The sequence below is a fragment of the Saonia sp. genome, from assembly GCF_056326165.1.
In genome coordinates this window covers 200,435-219,408 of sequence record NZ_JBWFBN010000001.1, presented here as the reverse complement: position 1 = coordinate 219,408, position 18,974 = coordinate 200,435, and the positions used below count along the sequence as shown (strand labels likewise).

Sequence of the window (18,974 nt, the reverse complement as noted above, 5' to 3'; positions counted from 1 at the left end):
TTTCTAGAAATTTATACTTTGTGAAACTACAAAAAACTGATGGCATTTGTACATTTGGTTCTACACCAAATCTGAAAGTTCTTTTCCAACAAAACTGCCAATAGCAATACCCATTCCGCCTAAACGCACTCCACAAAAGACATTGTTGGAAAGTTGTTTTACTATGGGCTTTTTTGTTTTGCCAATACCCATAATTCCGCTCCAGCTATAATCCACCACAAAAGGAGTATTGGGTAAAATCATTTCTTTAAGCATTTCCCTGAGTTTTTTTTGAACTATCTCTGTCTCCCCAAAGGTTGCGGTTTCCTCTGTTTTAAAATCTAAGTTTCTGCCTCCTCCAAAAAGAATCCTATCATCAATATTTCTAAAATAATAATAGCCTTCATCCAAATGAAATGTCCCCTTAATATCTAGGTTTTTAATCGGCTTTGTAATTAACACCTGAGCTCTTGCTGGCTTCACTTCTTCGTAGATTAAATCTGGCGCAAAACCATTTGTGGCAATCAGTAATTTATTGGTGGTAAAATCAAACTTATCTGTCTTAACAGAAACTTTACCCCCATTCTCTTCAAACTCCTTTACTTTTATAGAATTTAAAATATGTATACCACTATTAGATACTTTCTTTAAAAAAGTGTTCATCATCATTCCGGTATCAATCTGAGATTCAAAACCATGGGTAATGTATGTTTCTTTTACTTTTTTAAACTTATAGGTGTTGGGTTGTTTTTTAAATGCTTTTCCTCCAAAAACAGGTGTCAATAAGGTGTTGACTTCATCTAACCTGTTCATGCAATTGTCAAACAACTTCTCATCATAGTACATAAACAATTCATGTCCTCCATGATTTTGAAAATCAATTTGCTTGTCGCCCAAAGTTTTGCGCAACAACTTTATGCCGTTCCATCTTTTTTGGACCAGTTCCACAACTTCATTCTCGGTATGGGTATTTAAATCTGATATGATTTCAGAAATACTGCCAAAACATGCAAAGCCAGCATTTTTAGTACTTGCGCCTTGGGGTAGAATTCCCTTTTCCAGTATCAGGATTTTAGCATTGGGATGTTTTTCTTTAAGGGATAAAGCACAATTAAGTCCAACAATACCACTGCCAACAATTGTGAAATCTATGTTGGACAACCATGATTTGTACTCCCAATAGCTAAAGGTCATTTCTATGATAAAATATGAACAGGTATAAATTTACCCTTTATATTTTTCTCAGCGTCTTTTTTGGTGTCAATCAATTTTCAAAATGATATAAATCTGCTAGTTGATAAACCAAAAAAGCAATAATGGAGTCTTCTGCCTCATCATTCTTATGTCTTCTATAAACCTCTTGGGCATTTTCTCTTTTAAAAGAGTCCAAGTCCCCAGTTCTATTTTCACTGAAAATGTTCCACGCTTTTAATCCTTCTAACATTTCTTTATGCGCATTGTATTTTTTATTTACTAAATCCAGAAGGTTTTTAAACTCCTGATTGTTCTTGTTGATAGGGTCGTGCTTTTCTTTATTCAATCGGTCGTACTCGGCTTTAAGTCGCTCATCTGCCTTTTGTGCTTCATTGATAATCTTATAATAAGATCTAGAGACCAAGGAGTTATATTCATCATTGAAAATGTTATCAATTTTAATAATTGATTCATAATCAACGTTTTTAAAGGCTCTTTTTGGATTATCTATATAAAGCTCAGTAGCGCCTACAGACACTAAGGCATCGTTGGGCTCCAAAGCATCGTACCAAGCTTGCGACTTAATTATTTTTTTCCATTCTTCTTGGTACGCTCTATTAAAGTTTGATTTGCTTGCTGAGCAACCAGCAATGAAAAGTAACGGCACAAAAAGTAAATACCTAAAAAAACAATTGTAAAATTTTACCATTTCCTAAAAAATATGAAAAGCAATAGCGCTCCAAACCATAGAAAATAATAGATAGGTATAACTTGGGGAAATACATAAATATGTAACAGAAAGCCAAACAAAAAATAATCTCGTTGAGCGTACACTATTTAACGACAGCCCTCAATAAAGTAATATTAATCGAGGCGGTATAAAAACGATGCTTATTCCTCTATAGGTGCCATTTCAAAATCTTCCATGAATTTGGTAGTATAATTACCTGCCAAATAATCTGGATGATCCATCAATTGCCTATGAAACGGTATCGTAGTTTTAACACCTTCTATTACAAACTCATCCAGCGCCCTTTTCATTTTGTTGATAGCCTCTTCCCTTGTTTGGGCAGTTGTAATCAACTTTGCAATCATAGAATCATAATTAGGTGGTATGGTGTAACCGCTATACACATGTGTGTCCAAACGTATTCCATGACCTCCTGGAGTGTGTAAAGTTGTAATTTTTCCGGGGGAAGGTCTAAAGTTATTATACGGGTCTTCTGCATTAATTCTACATTCTATAGAATGCAATTTAGGCGTATAGTTTTTTCCCGAAATTGGAACTCCTCCAGCTACTAATATCTGCTCTCTAATAAGATCATAATCAATTACTTGTTCTGTAATTGGATGTTCTACTTGGATACGAGTGTTCATTTCCATAAAGTAGAAATTTCGATGCTTATCCACCAAAAACTCCACTGTTCCTGCGCCTTCGTATTTAATATATTCTGCTGCCAAAACTGCAGCCTTGCCCATATCTTCCCTTAACTTGTCTGTCATAAAAGGAGATGGTGTTTCTTCCGTTAATTTTTGGTGCCTACGTTGAACGGAACAATCTCTTTCGGATAAATGGCATGCTTTCCCGTATTGATCTCCCACAATTTGGATTTCAATATGTCTAGGCTCTTCTATCAACTTTTCCATATACATGCCCCCATTTCCAAAAGCCGCTGTAGCTTCTTGCACGGCGCTTTCGTATAAGCCTTCCATTTCTTCTTCTTTCCAAACAGCCCGCATTCCTTTTCCGCCACCACCTGCGGTAGCTTTTATCATAACGGGGTAACCCATTTTCTTGGCAACCTTTTTGGCGTCATCAACAGATTTCAAAAGACCTTCAGAGCCTGGGATGGTAGGCACACCAGCTTTTTTCATGGTTTCTTTGGCTGTCGCCTTATCTCCCATTTTGTCAATATGTTCTCCAGAAGCTCCAATGAATTTTATGTCGTGTTCAGCACAAATTTTGGAAAACTTAGAATTTTCTGATAAAAACCCATATCCTGGGTGAATAGCATCTGCATTGGTTATTTCTGCAGCTGCAATAATATTTGGTATTTTAAGATAGGATTCACTACTTGCGGCTGGTCCAATACACACGGCCTCATCTGCAAATCTTACATGCAAGCTTTCTTCATCTGCTTTGGAATAAACAGCAACCGTCTTTATTCCCATTTCTTTACAGGTTCTTATGATTCGTAGCGCAATCTCTCCCCTATTTGCAATAAGTATTTTTTTAAACATCCTTTAAAATTTTAAAGTTGTGATTTTTAAGTTTTAAGTATGTTGAATTTTCAATATTAAAAAGTTAGAAATTCAGACATTCAACACTTAAAATTTACTAAGACGGGTCTACCAAGAATAATGGTTGGTCAAATTCTACTGGTGATGAATCATCTACCAATACTTTTACAATTTTACCTGAAACCTCAGATTCAATATCGTTAAAAAGTTTCATGGCCTCAATCACACATAAAACATCTCCTTTTCCAATGGTGTCACCAACCTCAACAAAGGCAGGTTTGTCTGGAGAGGGCTTTCTATAGAAAGTTCCTATTATTGGAGATTTTATTGTAATATATTTAGAATCATCATCAGAATCTGATGCTGGTACTGCTGGTGCAGCAACTTCGGCTACTGCAGGAGCTGCTGCCACTGGAGCAGATGCTACAGGAATTTGTTGCACATAAGTAGTTTCTGGAGTATAATCAGCTGATCCAGTTCTAATGGTGATTTTAATATCCTCCATTTCCAATTTAACCTCACTTGCGCCCGACTTGGCTACAAATTTAATCAAGCTTTGAATTTCTTTGATGTCCATGAAATAAGTTTTTGTTAGTTGTATTTAATTATGAATTATAGGCCCATTTTAAATAAATGGCGCCCCATGTAAAACCACCTCCAAAGGCAGCAAAAACCAAATTATCCCCTTTTTTTAACTGACTCTCATAGTCACTCAATAAAAGAGGCAAGGTAGCAGATGTGGTGTTACCATATCTCTGAATATTCATCATTACCTTAGAGTGGTCTAATCCCATTCTATTTGCTGTTGCATCTATTATACGTTTATTAGCTTGGTGCGGCACTAACCATGACACGTCCTTATCTTCTAGATTGTTCTGTTTCATAATTTTTTCTGCCACATCTGCCATATTAGAAACAGCAAATTTAAACACCGACTTACCATCTTGGAAAATATAGTGTTTCCTGTTCTTAACAGATTCCTCTGTTGCAGGCATAAGTGAACCTCCGCCCTCCATGCCTAAAAATTTTCTTCCAGACCCATCTGCTCTTAAATATTCATCTTGCAATCCCAAGCCTTCCGTGTTTGGTTCAAAAAGAACAGCTCCAGCACCATCTCCAAAAATGATACAGGTAGTTCTATCTGTATAATCTATAATGGAGGACATTTTGTCTGCTCCTATTAACAGTACCTTTTTATATCTACCCGTTTCTATATATCCTGCTGCTGCAGACATTCCAAAAAGAAAACTGGAACAAGCTGCTAACAAATCATAGGCAAAAGCATTAACCGCGCCTATTTCAGAAGCCACAAAAGCAGCCGTTGAGGCAACCATGTTATCTGGTGTCGCTGTCGCTACAAGAACCAAGTCTATTTCCGAAGGATCAAGCTTGCTTTTTGCTATAAGCTGCTTGGCGGCTTGTATCGCCAAATAGGATGTCCCTTTTCCTTCTTCCTCTTTTAAGATTCGCCTTTCCTTTATCCCTGTCCTTGAAGTAATCCACTCATCATTAGTCTCTACCATTCCTTCTAACATTTTGTTAGTTAGGACAAATTTGGGAACATACCCTCCCACAGCTGTAATAGCTGCTGATAATTTACTCATGCTAAAATTGTTTTTTTGTCAAAAACATTCAAAAATGACTCAAAAGAGGTGAAAATTAATCATTTTCAACGACTTTTTGATTAAAACCCTCTTGTTTTTGATTTTTTTTAAATTTCATAAAAAAACTCCCACTTTAATAAAAGTGGGAGTTAAATTTTGTGTTGTAGAGACAAACTATGCTACAGCCTCTTCGGTCTTGTCTATTAAAACTTCACCGCGATAGTATAACTTACCTTCGTGCCAATGAGCTCTGTGGTATAAATGTATTTCACCAGTTGTTGGGTCTTTAGCCAATTGTTGATCAGCTGCCTTGTAATGAGTTCTTCTCTTGTCCCTTCTGGTTTTAGAAATTTTTCTTTTAGGATGTGCCATTATGAAACTTATTTATCCGTTAATAATTTTTTTAGTGCATCCCACCTGGGATCCGTATTTTCTTTGTTTTTCTTTTCTTCTTTTGGTTGCAATTCTTCTAGTTTAGTCAATGCTTCAGAATCCAAAGAGCCGTCTAAAACTCCTGGGTGAACTCTTTTTAAAGGCACTGCCAAAACCAACATTTCATAAACGTACTGTGCTATGTTTACTTGGTGTTCGCCGTGAGGAATAACCAATATTTCTTCATTCTCGTCATTATATTCTTCACCAAACTTAATCACCAATTCCAATTCACCCTCTATTTCTTGATCATAGGGTTCATTGATGATATCACAATTTACATTTACACTGCCAGTAGCGGATAGTTCCAATTCTAGCATGGTCGTCATTTTGTTCAATTGGGCATCAATATGAATATCTGCCTTATTAAACTCATTGTAATCAAAAGATTCAAAGAACGTATTCTTAATGTCATAATCAAACTTGTGCTTTCCTAGACTCAATCCTGAGAAAGGAATATCAAACTCCTTTAGCTTCACCATGTTCAACACTTGTTTAATGCTTTTCCTGCTTAAAACAGGGCTGCAAAGATACTATTATTTTATAAAATCCCAACTTTTTTAAAGCTAAATCCCTTATGGTTTGTTGGTTACCCTTACAAAGGAACAATTGTTTTGCTACTTATAAAAACATAGTGCTAAAAAATCATCTTTTAACTCTTTGTTTTTGTAATGGGTTTTTGGTTAGTTCTGTATATTCTTTTCTGTTTCTAAAAATCTTAATTCCCATAAAAACTGCTTCTTTAAATGAGCTATGGTCTGCCTTGCCCTTGCCAGCAATTTCATAGGCCGTGCCATGGTCTGGTGAAGTCCGTACCTTGTTCAAGCCTGCTGTATAATTAACTCCCCTGCCAAATGACATTGTCTTAAAGGGAATTAGCCCCTGGTCATGGTATGCGGCCAAAATGGCATCAAAGCTCTTATAGGATTCGGAGCCAAAAAAACTGTCCGCCGCATAGGGGCCGTACACCAAATGCCCTTTTTCAAAAAGTTCCTTGATTACAGGTTTCATTACCTCATCATCCTCTTTTCCTATGACGCCATTATCACCACTATGAGGGTTTATTCCTAACATAGCGATTTTAGGTCTGCGAATACCAAAATCCATTTTTAAGGAATCTTCTATAATTTTAATTTTCTTCTGGATTAATTTAGGAGTGATTGCCTTTGCCACGTCCTTTACGGCCACATGATCAGTTAGAAGTCCTATTTTTAAATTATCTGTTACCATAAACATTAGACTTTCGCCTTCCAATTCCTTTGCTAAATAATCTGTATGCCCAGGAAAGTTAAAATCCTCTGCCTGAATATTATTTTTATTGATAGGAGCCGTAACCAAAACATCAACATCTCCTTTTTTTAAAGCATTTACAGCGACTTTTAAAGACTTAATGGCAAAAGAACCTGCCTCTTTACTGTCTTTTCCAAACTCAAGTTTTGGGACTTCTTTCCAAGCATTTACCACATTTATTTTTCCGTCCAATGCTTTGGAAGCATCGTGTATACCGTGGAAATTAATTTCTATTCCCAATGCTGTTTTTTGGGCAGATATTGTTTTGTTAGACGCAAAAATAACAGGGGTGCAAAAATCCAGCATTCTTTCGTCCTCAAAAGTCTTAAGAACTACCTCGCAACCTATACCGTTTAAATCCCCAATAGAAATCCCAACTTTTATTTTTCCAGTCTCATGCATAATTTTATGCCTTTATATCTAAATTTACAGCAAAACTACTTAATTAAAACGATACATGTTTACAGGCATCATAGAAACACTTGGCTGGATAGAAAAGTTAGAAAAAGAGGGAGGCAACCTCCACATTACCATAAGTTCTACCATAACATCTGAATTAAAAATAGATCAAAGTGTTGCCCATAACGGTGTGTGTTTAACGGTAATAGACTTAGATGAAGATAATTATACAGTAACTGCTATTGAAGAAACCCTCCAAAAAACAAGCTTAGGGTTTTTAAAGGCCGGTGATGCTATTAACTTGGAACGAGCAATGGTTTTGGGTTCTAGGTTAGATGGGCATTTAGTCCAAGGTCACGTGGATCAAACTGCTATATGTAGAGATGTTAAAGAAAAAGATGGAAGTTGGTTTTTTTCGTTTGAATATGATGCTACACTAAACAATTTAACCATAGAAAAAGGAAGCATTACTATTGACGGCACAAGTTTAACGGTTGTAGATTCTGGCACTAATTTCTTTAGTGTAGCAATAATTCCCTATACATACGAAAATACCAGATTCGGTTCCTATAAGGTGGGGACGATTGTTAACTTGGAATTTGATGTTATTGGTAAATATATAGCCAAATTGATGGAGAATAGAAAATAGAGGGCAAATTGTTTTTTATTTTCCTAGTTTTCTTGGTCTTTAAAAAAAGACAATGCTCCTGAAGGGCATTTATTTATTTGCCTTTTCAACTCATCAGAAGTCGCATTTTCTATGGTTATCCAAGGTTTCTCTTTTGGCTTATAGACTTTTGGCAAGGCTTTTACGCATTCCCCCGCGTGCGTACACTTTGAAGGTCTCCATTCAATTGTTATTTCTCCATTTGAGTATTGTTTAACTTTCTCTTTATTTTCCATTTTCTAATCTTTTTAAGACATAAATAGTTTTGATTTTAAACCTTTATAAAAATTTTCTTTTTATACATTACATGTGCCAAAATCAGATAGAACGTCACCACAGAAAGACCATATAATAGAGAAGACATTTTAATAGGTATAAAATCGTGCACATAAACAGTATTAAATAACCAGCCGTGTAAAGAAGTGTCGCCAACTTTAATCATGCCCATTAATTTGGAAACAAAACTGGACAAGAAATAAATGGTAATGGCATTGGCACCCACTTTTTTAAAGATGCTGCCCAATTGCATGTCTTTAACATCGGTTAAGAAATAAATAAGAGCCAATACTAAATTTGCCCATCCTGCTGTAACCAATACAAAACTACTACTCCACAAAGCTTTGTTGATTGGAAAAACAAAATCCCACAGATGTCCTACAACAAGAAACACAACGCCCAAACCAGCCAATAAAACTTCTTTCTTTTGTCTTTTGGAAACCAGTATTAATCCTGTGAATATTCCCAATAAGGAAGTTGCAATTGATGGTAAAGTACTTAACAAACCTTCTGGGTCATAGTCGGCCTTGTAGTTATGTGTTCCAAACACAGCCACATCCAAATAATTGGCCAGATTGTTAGGTGCCCTTTCCAAAGTAGAAGCTACGCCCCCAACAGGAATCAAGGTCATCAATGCCCAATAACCCAATAGTAGTGCTGCGCAAATACCAATCAATGCTTTCCAGTTAAAATTCAAAAATAAAATAGCTGCAAAGAAAAACACAACCCCTATTCTCTGTAACACCCCGGGAAAACGTATATCAACAAAATCCTTGAAAAATGGGAAGCTCAAGGTAAATGCCCCTAAGAACAACCCTAAGCCAATCAATTTTAAAGTTCTTATTGTGATTTTTTTATAGGTGCCACTGTTTATCTTCTTGTTCTTGTAAGCAAAAACAATAGATGTCCCTACAATAAACAAAAAGAAAGGAAACACCAAATCCGTTGGGGTATATCCATGCCAGCTGGCATGCAAAAATGGAGCATATACATTGCTCCATGTACCTGGCGTATTGACCAAAACCATTAAGGCTATAGTCAATCCCCTAAAAATATCAACAGATAGGATTCTATTTTTCATGTCTTTAAAGATTAGTTGGTTCTTTAAAGATACACTTTTGGCCTAAAACACTAGCCTTTTATTTATTGGAAAAGCTAACCTTAGATGGCTTGGTGACTTTTTTAAACCCAATTAATTGTTCTTTGGCATCTAGAACGGCTTTAACATACTTTTTAAAATCAGAATAGTCTTCTACGGCAATTCTATCTTTTGGGGTATGTGCCTCTATGCGCACTAGAAGTTCATTTTCATCACCCAATTTATAATCAATAACAAAGCTATGGTTCTTAAAACTATAATTCTTGCTTTCTGGGACTTCAACAAAACGCTCATCCTTGTCTATTCTCACTACATAACTAGATTTATACACATCCGCATTTTCATACAATACATAATCAATAGGGAAATACCGCTCGTCTTCAGTAATAATAGAAGTATTGTATGCATTGTTGACTTTAGGCAATCTGAAAACCTTCATGCTTCCAATTTCATCCATTGCTTCATTTATAGTAAGATCAGAAGTGTATTCAACATTAGGCGACCTTAGATCATATTTAATATTATATATGGAATCTAATTTAAAATCTTCTGAGATTCGAGCTGCAAAATCGTCCGAGATTGCATCCCTTATAGTCGTATATTTTTTTTCTTTTAATATCCCGGCATAATTAGAGTTTATACTTCCTTTATAAATTGAATTTATTTTTAGTTTATGTATGTTATCTCCCAATACGTACTCCATATGACTTTCTACTTCCGTAGAAACATGGTCAATGTCTTTTAGCTTATATATGTCTTTTAATTCTGGAGAATACCAGTTATTTGGAATATCCAATGCAGTTGCGCCTTCTAAACTTGTGGGGATAGCACGATAGGGTAGATTGTTATCCGTTAATTCCAAATACTGAGGTTTTCCATCAATAAAAACCTTTGCAATACAATGATTAAAGTCTTGATTTGGAAGCATCATAGAACGTTCTCCATAATCTGATGTCAAAACGAGAACCATATGAGATTTTAAACCAGCCAGTTGTGCTAACGTAACATAAAGCGCAGAAAAATCCTTGCAATCACCCAATTTAGATTTAATGGTTTTTGATGGTTTTTTAGGCACATAACCACTTTGCATAAAGCTAACATGGCTATAACTAAAGTTCTCCATAATATAAAAATAGATACGCTTTGCTCTTTCGTCTTCCGAAAGTTGGGAGGTTCCTTTAGGGAAGATTTGCTTATATGCATCCTCCACATCAGAATTCACCAATAATTGTGGTCTTACTAAATCCGAGTACCACATTGCGATATCCTTCCAAGAATCTATGGTGCTAATATGGAGTGTTCTACTGATATCCGATGTGCTTGGCATATAGTTTTCCTCTGCCTTTAGGCCTGGAATATTTTCAGCATTCCATATATGGCAAATAAAATCATCTACTTTTTTTGTGGTATAGTCAATTTCTCCATTGACAACTTCTCCTATTATTTGTTTTTCTTTTGGAGCTAATATTTTAACTACTGTTTTGGCAGAAGGATGAAAAGAATCAAATTGAAAATAGTTGATATAGTCTTTGAAAAACCTTCCTGATGAGCTTTGGTTCATTTCATAATCAATATGGATAATATCCCCTATTTCTAAGTTGTTAAATACAAGTTTGGATCCTCTTTTTGATGCTGGGACTACTGAATTATCTGGCTTTACAAGTTCAGATTTAGAAATACTATACGACCCAGACAGGCCTAAATCCAATTCCTTGAGCGATTCTATTCCATTATCCGAAGTTATTTCAACGATATAGGTGTATTTAGATTTGTTTCCACCTTCTTCATATAATTGAATGATGCTTTGGTCCAACAAATAGTTGTATCCATAATTATTTTCTATTCCTTTATTCCTGTTTCCCTCAATATATGTGTATACATCTGGAACCTCTAGTTGTTTAAAATAATCTTTTGTGTTGGACAGGTCGTTTATTTTTTTACGAAGAGAACTGCTACCGCTGTTGTGCTTTAATGACTTGTTATAATATTCCAAAGCCTTCTTCTTTTGCCCCATTTGTTCTAACGCAGTGCCCATAAGTTCCATTGCAACAAAAGAATGCGGGAAATTTTTTAGCATTTGTTCTATTAAAGGAATAGATTCTTCATACTTCTTATATTGGTGCAAATAATCTATATAATCCTGTAAATATGAATTATCTCCTAAAAGCGGCGAATATAACTTAGTAAAAAGGGGTAAAACCTTTTCCTTTTTGTCCAATTTATTATAGTTGCTTGCCAGGCTTTTTAAAGCAGGGTAATTAAAGTAATCTTTGTTTATCTGCTCCAAAATTTCCAACGATTTAGAATCTTCATTTAAGTATTTAGAATACACAAAGAGGTACGACCTTAATATTTTTATATTATCGCTATGATTTAACGCAATAAAATCCATAGCTTCTTTGGTTTTCTCTTTATTCTCATTTCTGAGGTGGATTAACAATTCTGAAATCTTTTTAAGTATATCAGAATCAGTTGATTCTGAAAATTTATTCATAAAATCCTCAAATTCCTTAATTGGCAATTTGTAAAGTTTTCTTGAGTCTTGAAACTCATAGACAAAAGACAAATAATAATTCTTATCATCTTTTTTGATATTCTCCTTTAGTTCCTTTGTAGAGGTATAATCTTTCTCCATGGTATAAGCCACAATCATGTACTTCTTTAAAATAGAGCTCTTAGGGTATTTTTTTAACAAAGGAGACAATATCTCTTTTGCTTCTGTATACTTTGAGTTTCTTATGTAAGTGTTTAAAAGGCAAAATTGCAATAGAAAGTTGTTGGGGTCTGCTTCCACTTTTTGGGCAAAAAATTCTTCTACAGGGTGTTTAATGTTATTGGGAGAAATTAACGCTACGTCGCTTCTGTTATATTCTTCGGAATAGGTGCTATACTTTAAATCTGACAAAGCATTCCCTTCCTTGTCTGTTATTCTTGCAATAAAATAACCTACACCACCTCCATCGGCATTCTTAATCACTAGGCGGTTAATCCCTTTTGGTAATGTAACCTCAACATTATAAGCATCCAAATCTGTTATTCCATCATTGATGTTTTCATAAACAAGTACATCATTGAGCCACGCTTTAAAACGAGAGGAGCTACCAAATCTTAATACAACTCTTTTTTCTTCATTATTGGTGATAAAAGTTTGCGCATAATTAACCCCAGCTCCATATTCTGAATGATTGGTGTAAAATTGATATGGTTCTTTTTCAAAATTTGGATTGGCATACCAATTTACAGTGCCATTGCTATTTGCATTGAAACCTTCGGTAGAATATGCGATTCTTTCTGGTCCATATTCCGTATCCAGTCCACTACCGTTCATATTTTCAAAAACCCCGCAATACTGCCACTTACGAATAGAGGAAACATTCTTTGTAATGTTGAAATACCCTTCCCAATCATTATTGTGCCTTGCAACTATGCTCTTTAAATAGATAAGTGCCTCTCTAACTGTTGGATTTTCAATCTCATTATAAGGAATAGCATTTACATTGGAAATATTGGTTTTTGCGAAACCCGAATTAATATAATTATCAAAGAAAAATCCTTGATTCCACAAAGCATACAAATAATAATCAAAGTCATCAAAGCCTTTAATTTTATTTAAGAACCCTTTCTCACTTTTAAACAACCCGTTTTCAGACTTAATTATTTCTTCTGTGAAGTAGCTATACAAGTTCTTCTCATTGTTTTTTTTGCTTTCTAACAGGGCTTCTTCTCTACTATTGTTCAAAAGCAAAGCCCACTCTTTACTTGGAGTAAAAACCTGTTGTGAAAAATTTTTTGAAATAGAAAAAATGAAGAAAAGGGCTGTAAAATAAAAATACCTCATAGGTGCAAAAGTGGTTTATTGGTTAATCTTTTTGGTTAACTATGAACGCATTTTTACCCTAATTGGTATAATTACTCTTTTGAAAAACACCGCTTTTGGCTACTTCTATAAAATATGTTCTTTCATTTTGTTCCAAACTTTAATTAAAGATAAGCCTGAAACTAGAGCAGTACCCGTTAGTATTAATGCATTTGTTGTTTCGCCATAAATCCAATAACCCGTGGCGAACATACAGGAATAAATTAATATACAACCTAATAACATAGCCAATAACCCAGATGGTACGCTCCACTTTTGTTTTGGATCAATGATTGCATTATTCTCAATACAGGCCTCTCTAGTCACCTTGTTCCATCCTGGGCCCCCTGGTTGTATTTTTTTATAAAAACTATGGAGTACTTCCTTAGATTCTGGTTGTGTCATAAAGGTAGCGGTCAACCAAATAATGGTAGTAATCAATACGACAAAAAGATATTCGGCCCAATCTGGGAAAACTCCAGTTTCCGTAGCAAAAAAATAGGCTCCGATAGGTGTCAATTTTAATAAAATAGATATTATTCCAGAAGCAAACATGGCTGTAATTTCACTCCATGCATTAATCCGCCACCAGAACCATCTTAAAATAAAAATCAAACCAGTACCCGCGCCAAAAGTTAAGAGCACATCAAAAAGTTGTAATGCATTTTGCAATAAAAGGGCTAGTAGGGCGCTAAAAATCATCAAAATTATTGTAGACAATCTACCAACTGCCACCAACTTCTTCTCAGAGGCATTAGGGTTTATTTGCTGCTTATAAAAATCATAAACAATATACGATGAGCCCCAATTTAACTGAGTGGAAATAGTACTCATATAGGCAGCGACCAAAGAGGCTAAAACCAATCCCAATAAGCCACTAGGTAATTTGGTAAGCATGGCGGAATAGGCCAAATCGTGACCCAATTTATCTTCTGCTACATTTGGAAAAGCTTCATGTATACTTGCAATATCGGGATACACTACCAATGAAGCTAAGGCAACTAAAATCCATGGCCATGGTCGCAAGGCATAATGCATAATATTAAAAAAGAAGGTGGCTCCAATAGCATGGTTTTCATCTTTTGCAGCTAACATTCTTTGAGCAATATATCCTCCTCCTCCAGGTTCAGCTCCAGGGTACCAAGAACTCCACCATTGTACGGCCAATGGTATAATAAACAAGGTTATTAACGCCTTTTTATTATTAAAGTCTGGTAAAATATTAAGCTTGTCTGTTACATTTTCATTAGTGAGCAGTGCTTTCATTCCTCCTACTTCTGGAATATTAACCAAAAAATATGCAGCGCCTATGGCACCGCCCATTGCCACAAAGAACAAAAGAAAATCTGTATACACTACTCCTTTAAACCCTCCTAACGCACTAAAAGTAACGGTGATTAATCCTGCGCTTATCACTGTCTGCCAAGGCTCAAGCCCAAGCATAATACTGCCAATCTTGATTGCCGCCAAAGTAACTGCGGACATAGTAATTACATTAAAAATAACACCAAGATACACGGCTCTAAATTTTCTTAAAAAACTTGCCGGAGCTCCTCCATATCGCAATTCATAAAATTCCAAATCAGTATTTACATTCGACTTTCTCCACAGCTTAGCGTACACAAAAACTGTTAATAATCCCGTTATTAAAAAAGCCCACCATACCCAATTTCCAGATACTCCATTTGTTCTTACTATGTCTGTAACCAAGTTCGGCGTATCAGTTGAAAATGTCGTCGCCACCATGGAAAGTCCCAATAACCACCAAGGCATCGTTCTTCCAGATAAAAAATATTCCGTGGTGTTTTTTCCAGATTTTTTAGAAACATAAATTCCTATAGAAAGAACAATTGTGAAAAAAACGATAATAATGGTGTAATCCAGAGTGCTTAATTCCATAGTTTAGTTTTGGTCATTGTATAAATATATTGTTTTTTACGATACTTTTGCCACTATACCACTAAACCAAACCCATGATTCTTTCTTTGGCCAATGAAATTTCAACCACATCGTGGGTGTTGGCTTTTATTGCCGCTTTTGTCATAGGGGTGTCTAAAGCGGGGCTCAAAGGGATAGCCATCATTATTGTTACCTTAATGGCTTATGCTTTTGGCGCAAAAGAATCTACAGGAATTATAGTTCCTATGCTTATTGTGGGGGATATTTTTGCGGTAATTTATTACAATAGACATACCCAATGGAAACACATCGTCCGCTTTCTTCCTTGGATGATGGCGGGTGTGCTTGTAGGAGTTGTACTTGGAAAAGACATGCCAGAGCAAACGTTTAAAATATGTATGTCTGTGATTATTTTAATAAGCGTAATCACTATGTATTGGTGGGATAAACGCCCCTCCAAAACAGTTCCTAGTCATTGGGCATTTGCTGGTTTTACAGGAATTATGGCGGGGATTACCACCATGATTGGTAATTTAGCCGGGGCATTTTCCAACATCTATTTCTTAGCAATTCGCTTACCAAAAAATGAGTTTATAGGTACAGCTGCATGGTTGTTTCTTTTTATTAATATTTTTAAGCTGCCTTTTCACATTTTTGTTTGGAAAACCATTACTCCCGACACATTGATGGTCAATCTAAAGTTAATTCCAAGTGTGCTTTTAGGGTTGTTTTTTGGAGTAAAATTGGTTAACACAATACAAGATAAGTTGTATAGAAAGTTAATTTTGGGGCTTACGGCCTTAGGAGCTCTTTTAATTTTGTTCCGATAAGCCACAATACTCTACTTGGGTTCTATTGAAAATGTTTTAAATACGTTATTTTTTCTAGGACAATATCAAAAAGGCCGCTTGGACACATTAATGCTCTTGGTTACGGATATTGGTTTGCCATAGGAGGTAAAACCATTCAAAAAGATTTCATATTCCCCTTCAATATCACTAGTATAGAACTCAAAATCATATGCGCTACTGTCAATGGTAAATTGAGGTTTCCAAAAAAGCAAAGACCTGTAATCTGGTATTCTGGAAAATTCTTCTTCCTCACTATATAATTGAGTATAGTAATTTTTCTTGGCAACTGGAGCATCAAATTCAACAACTAGATTGTTTTTTGCCGAATGGGTTTCTAAATAATCGGCATCAAAAGTTTCTATGGACATAATCCCTTGATAATCTTGCCCCCCCAAACGAAATTGATCCCTGATCAAACTTATTTTTTCAATTCTGCGAGCATCAAATTTTCTTATTTTTTCATGGTTCAATATAAAAACCCCATCTATAACAACAATTGCAGGGAAACTGACATATTCTTCGTTCTGAAGCTCAAATTCCTGTGAAATTTTGATATAATCATTTTCATTTCCTCCTGACCTATAGCCTGCAAACTTTACAACTTCTACCAACGTTTCTTCTAGAGTAGGGAAACGGGTATATTCATCAAGTTTAATCACCTCTGGAAGCCCCCCGTCAAAAGGATCTATTGGATCTCCCAGCAAAATAGAATCTGGTTTAATGGTAAAAAATTGATTTTCAATTTGATTAATGATGCTTCTTTCCTTAATCAAATCTTCATAATCTTTGGAAAGCTCAAAATCTGAAAATTCAAGACCAGCTAAATCAAGATTCTTTACACCGCCTTTGCTAATACTATATGATTTACCTTCTTCTACTACTTGGACTACCGCCAAGGCATTTTTATAGTTCTTGCGGAGATAAGAATAAAAATTTCCGTTTTCATCCGTTTGAGAAAACTTCAATAAAAACTCCGCCCCAGGAATGGATATTACTACAGGAGCATCTTTAATGGGGGTTTTTGACATACTGTCCATTACGGCTCCATAAAATAGCTCTCCCCGTTGCTCTGGCAAAAATAGGCTGTCACCAACATTTTGTTTAATCTGTTTGTCTACATTTAAATAATCCCTAGCATAATCAATTGCATTTAAGTAAGGGGCTAAGGAAAGCCCATCCTTCTTTTTAACCTTTACAGTATATGTGCCGTTACCCAAAGGACCTTTAAAATTCTTGATGGAAAGACGCACTTTTTCGCGCAATGTATAATTTGTCTTATCCATACTAAATGAAATCGTGGCCGAGTCAATTTCACTGCTCATCAACTGTTTTCTTGTACCAGCATCTGCCTCTATTATTGGCGGGTTATTTTTTAAAAGAGCTGATTGGTCTACTAAGTAAGGGTTTATTATAACGATATCATCTTTATAGACCTGTTCCAATCCACCATTTTTCATCCACTGGGTATAGGCCAAAATCTTATACTTACCAGATGGAATGTGTGTCGATATAAAAAAATCTCCTTTGCCCAATCCTTTTTCAAGTCTAATTTTATGTTCAAATACCTTTTCCTTGGCCTCATTTACCAACTCCACATAACCAATTTTACTGATATTGCTAAGTTTGTTGTTTTGCGCATTGAAACAATAGAGTGCATAATATAAGTACTCCCCCGAAAAAAGCACAGGGCCCGTATGGTCCACATAAGTTTTTTCTTGTGGTAATTTTTTTAAATTGACTAATTCTTCCGGGGTCTTAATAATATACTGTGCATTTGCCGTTAAGCAAAATACCATGGTAACAATTCCTACAATAAATGTCTTTTTCATACTCTATAATTTTATTCCACCCAAAAATCAGGCGCTATATTACTACCAACTACATTACAATCCCCACAAATTCTTGGAACCACATAATATGGTCCTTCACAGATTCCAGGACCTTGATTAACATCATAATACTCAACCAATTCTAAATTAATCCTATCAACCAAAGGGTATGGACATGGCCCATCTGGAGAAGGGGGTCCATCCCTTTCGGGATTTGGAAGTGGTGGACTCAACAAACGGGTACAATCAAAGGTCCCAAAATAAGGAGGCAGGGGTTCATTAGGGAAAAAGTCTTCATAATTAAAATAAAGGCGCTCACTTGTCTCACTACTAACATCAAAATATCCAATGACCCCAGCACTGCCATTTACGTTAGAAACATTCCCCTCCAAACTCCCTGGTTGAATTTGACTAAAAACCGATTCGCTCTGTGAAAATGCCCTTAACCGTTCATAAAATTCAAAAGAATCCCCGCTTATTCCAAACTGCCTTATCAAGATGCTGTATCTGTGGGAAATAATGGGATTGTTTCTGCTTATGAACCTCACCCTATTTTTGGTTGCAATCGAACTGTTCAAGACATTAGCGTTGAACAATGTTTCCACATTGGAAACATCCGTCTTGTAACAGACCTGTTCCTCTCTTACTCTTGGGATTAACCTTACGTCTGGATATAGAATTCCTTCAACATTGCCAAAATTATCCAGAACAAACTCCAACTCGTCCCTGATAATCTCAAACTCATATAGGGTCCATTGTGGAGCAATTATCTTATAGGTCTCCTCAAAAGTATATCTAAAAAACTTGTCGCTGTCCTCGGGGAAAGAAGTGTCCACAAAAATACCCATACCCTCTTCTCCGTTTCCGTTCACTATTCTTTCTGCATGAATATTCTCTATTTCTGAGGAAATGGGGGTCTGCATCTCCAAGCTATTATATTCCTCCCCATCCTGAGTCCTTACTAAAAGCTGGTATGTTGTATTAGGTAATGCAGCAAAGGGGCTTGTAGACTCATAAGTGCCAGGTTCAATTTCTTCAAAGGGATAAACATTGCCAATATTGTCCTTTACTTCCACATGTGCATCACTTTCAAAATCTGGTCTCAACCCATGCTTAATTAGAAAAGGGGAGTTTGCAACAAACAGCCTATCTTCCTCAACATTCACGGTACTGTCACTTTCCACTCGCAGCATTCTGCTCAACAAAACCCTTTGGAGTTTCTCTATATCTGTTATGTTGGACTCTATTATCATAATTCCTTCCAAGCTTTTTACGGATGATATTTCTTCACTTACATCTATAGGCTCTACACATGCAAACATGCAAATCATTAAAAAGTATGATATACAAATTTGTCT

The 18,974-nt window shown here is 35.7% G+C and carries 16 protein-coding genes; 2 read left to right on the top strand and 14 right to left on the bottom strand.

Annotation, left to right across the window (positions count from 1 at the left end):
* Positions 1-60: 60 nt before the first annotated feature.
* The 8 genes from AC000W_RS00910 to pdxA all read right to left on the bottom strand — a co-directional run bounded on the left by AC000W_RS00910 (position 61) and on the right by pdxA (position 7,142).
* Positions 61-1,173, bottom strand: a complete 1,113-nt coding sequence (locus tag AC000W_RS00910; RefSeq protein ID WP_474745240.1) for an NAD(P)/FAD-dependent oxidoreductase — start codon at positions 1,171-1,173, stop codon at positions 61-63.
* 70 nt (positions 1,174-1,243) lie between these two features.
* Positions 1,244-1,882 carry a hypothetical protein gene (locus tag AC000W_RS00905; RefSeq protein WP_474745239.1) on the bottom strand — a complete coding sequence of 213 codons (639 nt, stop codon included), beginning with the start codon at positions 1,880-1,882 and terminating at the stop codon, positions 1,244-1,246.
* A 182-nt stretch (positions 1,883-2,064) separates the two neighbouring features.
* Complete coding sequence (gene accC, locus AC000W_RS00900) at positions 2,065-3,414, bottom strand: acetyl-CoA carboxylase biotin carboxylase subunit (protein ID WP_474745237.1); 1,350 nt, start codon at positions 3,412-3,414, stop codon at positions 2,065-2,067.
* A 97-nt stretch (positions 3,415-3,511) separates the two neighbouring features.
* Complete coding sequence (gene accB / locus AC000W_RS00895; RefSeq protein WP_474745236.1) at positions 3,512-3,991, bottom strand: acetyl-CoA carboxylase biotin carboxyl carrier protein; 480 nt, start codon at positions 3,989-3,991, stop codon at positions 3,512-3,514.
* 28 nt (positions 3,992-4,019) lie between these two features.
* Positions 4,020-5,018 carry a beta-ketoacyl-ACP synthase III gene (locus AC000W_RS00890; RefSeq protein ID WP_474745234.1) on the bottom strand — a complete coding sequence of 333 codons (999 nt, stop codon included), beginning with the start codon at positions 5,016-5,018 and terminating at the stop codon, positions 4,020-4,022.
* Positions 5,019-5,192: 174 nt separating this feature from the next.
* A complete protein-coding gene (gene rpmF, locus AC000W_RS00885; RefSeq protein ID WP_167963172.1) occupies positions 5,193-5,390 on the bottom strand; it encodes a 50S ribosomal protein L32 in 198 nt (65 codons plus the stop codon).
* Positions 5,391-5,398: 8 nt separating this feature from the next.
* A complete protein-coding gene (locus AC000W_RS00880) occupies positions 5,399-5,932 on the bottom strand; it encodes a YceD family protein (protein ID WP_474745233.1) in 534 nt (177 codons plus the stop codon).
* A 163-nt stretch (positions 5,933-6,095) separates the two neighbouring features.
* Complete coding sequence (pdxA, locus tag AC000W_RS00875; protein ID WP_474745232.1) at positions 6,096-7,142, bottom strand: 4-hydroxythreonine-4-phosphate dehydrogenase PdxA; 1,047 nt, start codon at positions 7,140-7,142, stop codon at positions 6,096-6,098.
* A gap of 55 nt (positions 7,143-7,197) precedes the next feature.
* On the opposite strand from pdxA, the gene AC000W_RS00870 reads away from it, so the two are divergent.
* A complete protein-coding gene (locus AC000W_RS00870; protein ID WP_474745231.1) occupies positions 7,198-7,788 on the top strand; it encodes a riboflavin synthase in 591 nt (196 codons plus the stop codon).
* A gap of 23 nt (positions 7,789-7,811) precedes the next feature.
* On the opposite strand, the gene AC000W_RS00865 is transcribed toward AC000W_RS00870, so the two are convergent.
* The 4 genes from AC000W_RS00865 to AC000W_RS00850 form a co-directional block, all read right to left on the bottom strand.
* Positions 7,812-8,042: a (4Fe-4S)-binding protein gene (locus tag AC000W_RS00865; protein WP_474745230.1), complete on the bottom strand. Its 231-nt coding sequence runs from the start codon at positions 8,040-8,042 to the stop codon at positions 7,812-7,814.
* Between the two features lie 35 nt (positions 8,043-8,077).
* Complete coding sequence (locus tag AC000W_RS00860; protein ID WP_474745229.1) at positions 8,078-9,163, bottom strand: acyltransferase family protein; 1,086 nt, start codon at positions 9,161-9,163, stop codon at positions 8,078-8,080.
* 58 nt (positions 9,164-9,221) lie between these two features.
* Positions 9,222-13,019 (bottom strand): transglutaminase domain-containing protein, encoded by a 3,798-nt coding sequence (locus AC000W_RS00855; RefSeq protein WP_474745227.1) that lies wholly within the window; start codon positions 13,017-13,019, stop codon positions 9,222-9,224.
* Between the two features lie 105 nt (positions 13,020-13,124).
* Positions 13,125-14,936 (bottom strand): sodium:solute symporter family protein, encoded by a 1,812-nt coding sequence (locus AC000W_RS00850; protein WP_474745226.1) that lies wholly within the window; start codon positions 14,934-14,936, stop codon positions 13,125-13,127.
* A gap of 74 nt (positions 14,937-15,010) precedes the next feature.
* Between AC000W_RS00850 and AC000W_RS00845 the strand changes: the two genes are divergently transcribed.
* Complete coding sequence (locus AC000W_RS00845; RefSeq protein ID WP_474745225.1) at positions 15,011-15,766, top strand: sulfite exporter TauE/SafE family protein; 756 nt, start codon at positions 15,011-15,013, stop codon at positions 15,764-15,766.
* A gap of 65 nt (positions 15,767-15,831) precedes the next feature.
* Here the strand turns inward: AC000W_RS00845 and AC000W_RS00840 are convergent, their stop codons facing one another.
* A complete protein-coding gene (locus tag AC000W_RS00840; RefSeq protein ID WP_474745224.1) occupies positions 15,832-17,616 on the bottom strand; it encodes a hypothetical protein in 1,785 nt (594 codons plus the stop codon).
* An 11-nt stretch (positions 17,617-17,627) separates the two neighbouring features.
* Entirely contained in the window at positions 17,628-18,938 is a 1,311-nt protein-coding gene (locus AC000W_RS00835; protein WP_474745223.1) for a DUF4249 domain-containing protein, read from the bottom strand.
* Positions 18,939-18,974: the final 36 nt, after the last annotated feature.

Bases quoted from the DNA above. Each gene is read 5' to 3' on its own strand.
- AC000W_RS00910 (WP_474745240.1), bottom strand. From the start codon at position 1,173: ATGACCTTTAGCTATTGGGAGTACAAATCATGGTTGTCCAACATAGAT.
- AC000W_RS00905 (WP_474745239.1), bottom strand. From the start codon at position 1,882: ATGGTAAAATTTTACAATTGTTTTTTTAGGTATTTACTTTTTGTGCCG.
- accC (WP_474745237.1), bottom strand. From the start codon at position 3,414: ATGTTTAAAAAAATACTTATTGCAAATAGGGGAGAGATTGCGCTACGA.
- accB (WP_474745236.1), bottom strand. From the start codon at position 3,991: ATGGACATCAAAGAAATTCAAAGCTTGATTAAATTTGTAGCCAAGTCG.
- AC000W_RS00890 (WP_474745234.1), bottom strand. From the start codon at position 5,018: ATGAGTAAATTATCAGCAGCTATTACAGCTGTGGGAGGGTATGTTCCC.
- rpmF (WP_167963172.1), bottom strand. From the start codon at position 5,390: ATGGCACATCCTAAAAGAAAAATTTCTAAAACCAGAAGGGACAAGAGA.
- AC000W_RS00880 (WP_474745233.1), bottom strand. From the start codon at position 5,932: ATGGTGAAGCTAAAGGAGTTTGATATTCCTTTCTCAGGATTGAGTCTA.
- pdxA (WP_474745232.1), bottom strand. From the start codon at position 7,142: ATGCATGAGACTGGAAAAATAAAAGTTGGGATTTCTATTGGGGATTTA.
- AC000W_RS00870 (WP_474745231.1), top strand. From the start codon at position 7,198: ATGTTTACAGGCATCATAGAAACACTTGGCTGGATAGAAAAGTTAGAA.
- AC000W_RS00865 (WP_474745230.1), bottom strand. From the start codon at position 8,042: ATGGAAAATAAAGAGAAAGTTAAACAATACTCAAATGGAGAAATAACA.
- AC000W_RS00860 (WP_474745229.1), bottom strand. From the start codon at position 9,163: ATGAAAAATAGAATCCTATCTGTTGATATTTTTAGGGGATTGACTATA.
- AC000W_RS00855 (WP_474745227.1), bottom strand. From the start codon at position 13,019: ATGAGGTATTTTTATTTTACAGCCCTTTTCTTCATTTTTTCTATTTCA.
- AC000W_RS00850 (WP_474745226.1), bottom strand. From the start codon at position 14,936: ATGGAATTAAGCACTCTGGATTACACCATTATTATCGTTTTTTTCACA.
- AC000W_RS00845 (WP_474745225.1), top strand. From the start codon at position 15,011: ATGATTCTTTCTTTGGCCAATGAAATTTCAACCACATCGTGGGTGTTG.
- AC000W_RS00840 (WP_474745224.1), bottom strand. From the start codon at position 17,616: ATGAAAAAGACATTTATTGTAGGAATTGTTACCATGGTATTTTGCTTA.
- AC000W_RS00835 (WP_474745223.1), bottom strand. From the start codon at position 18,938: ATGTTTGCATGTGTAGAGCCTATAGATGTAAGTGAAGAAATATCATCC.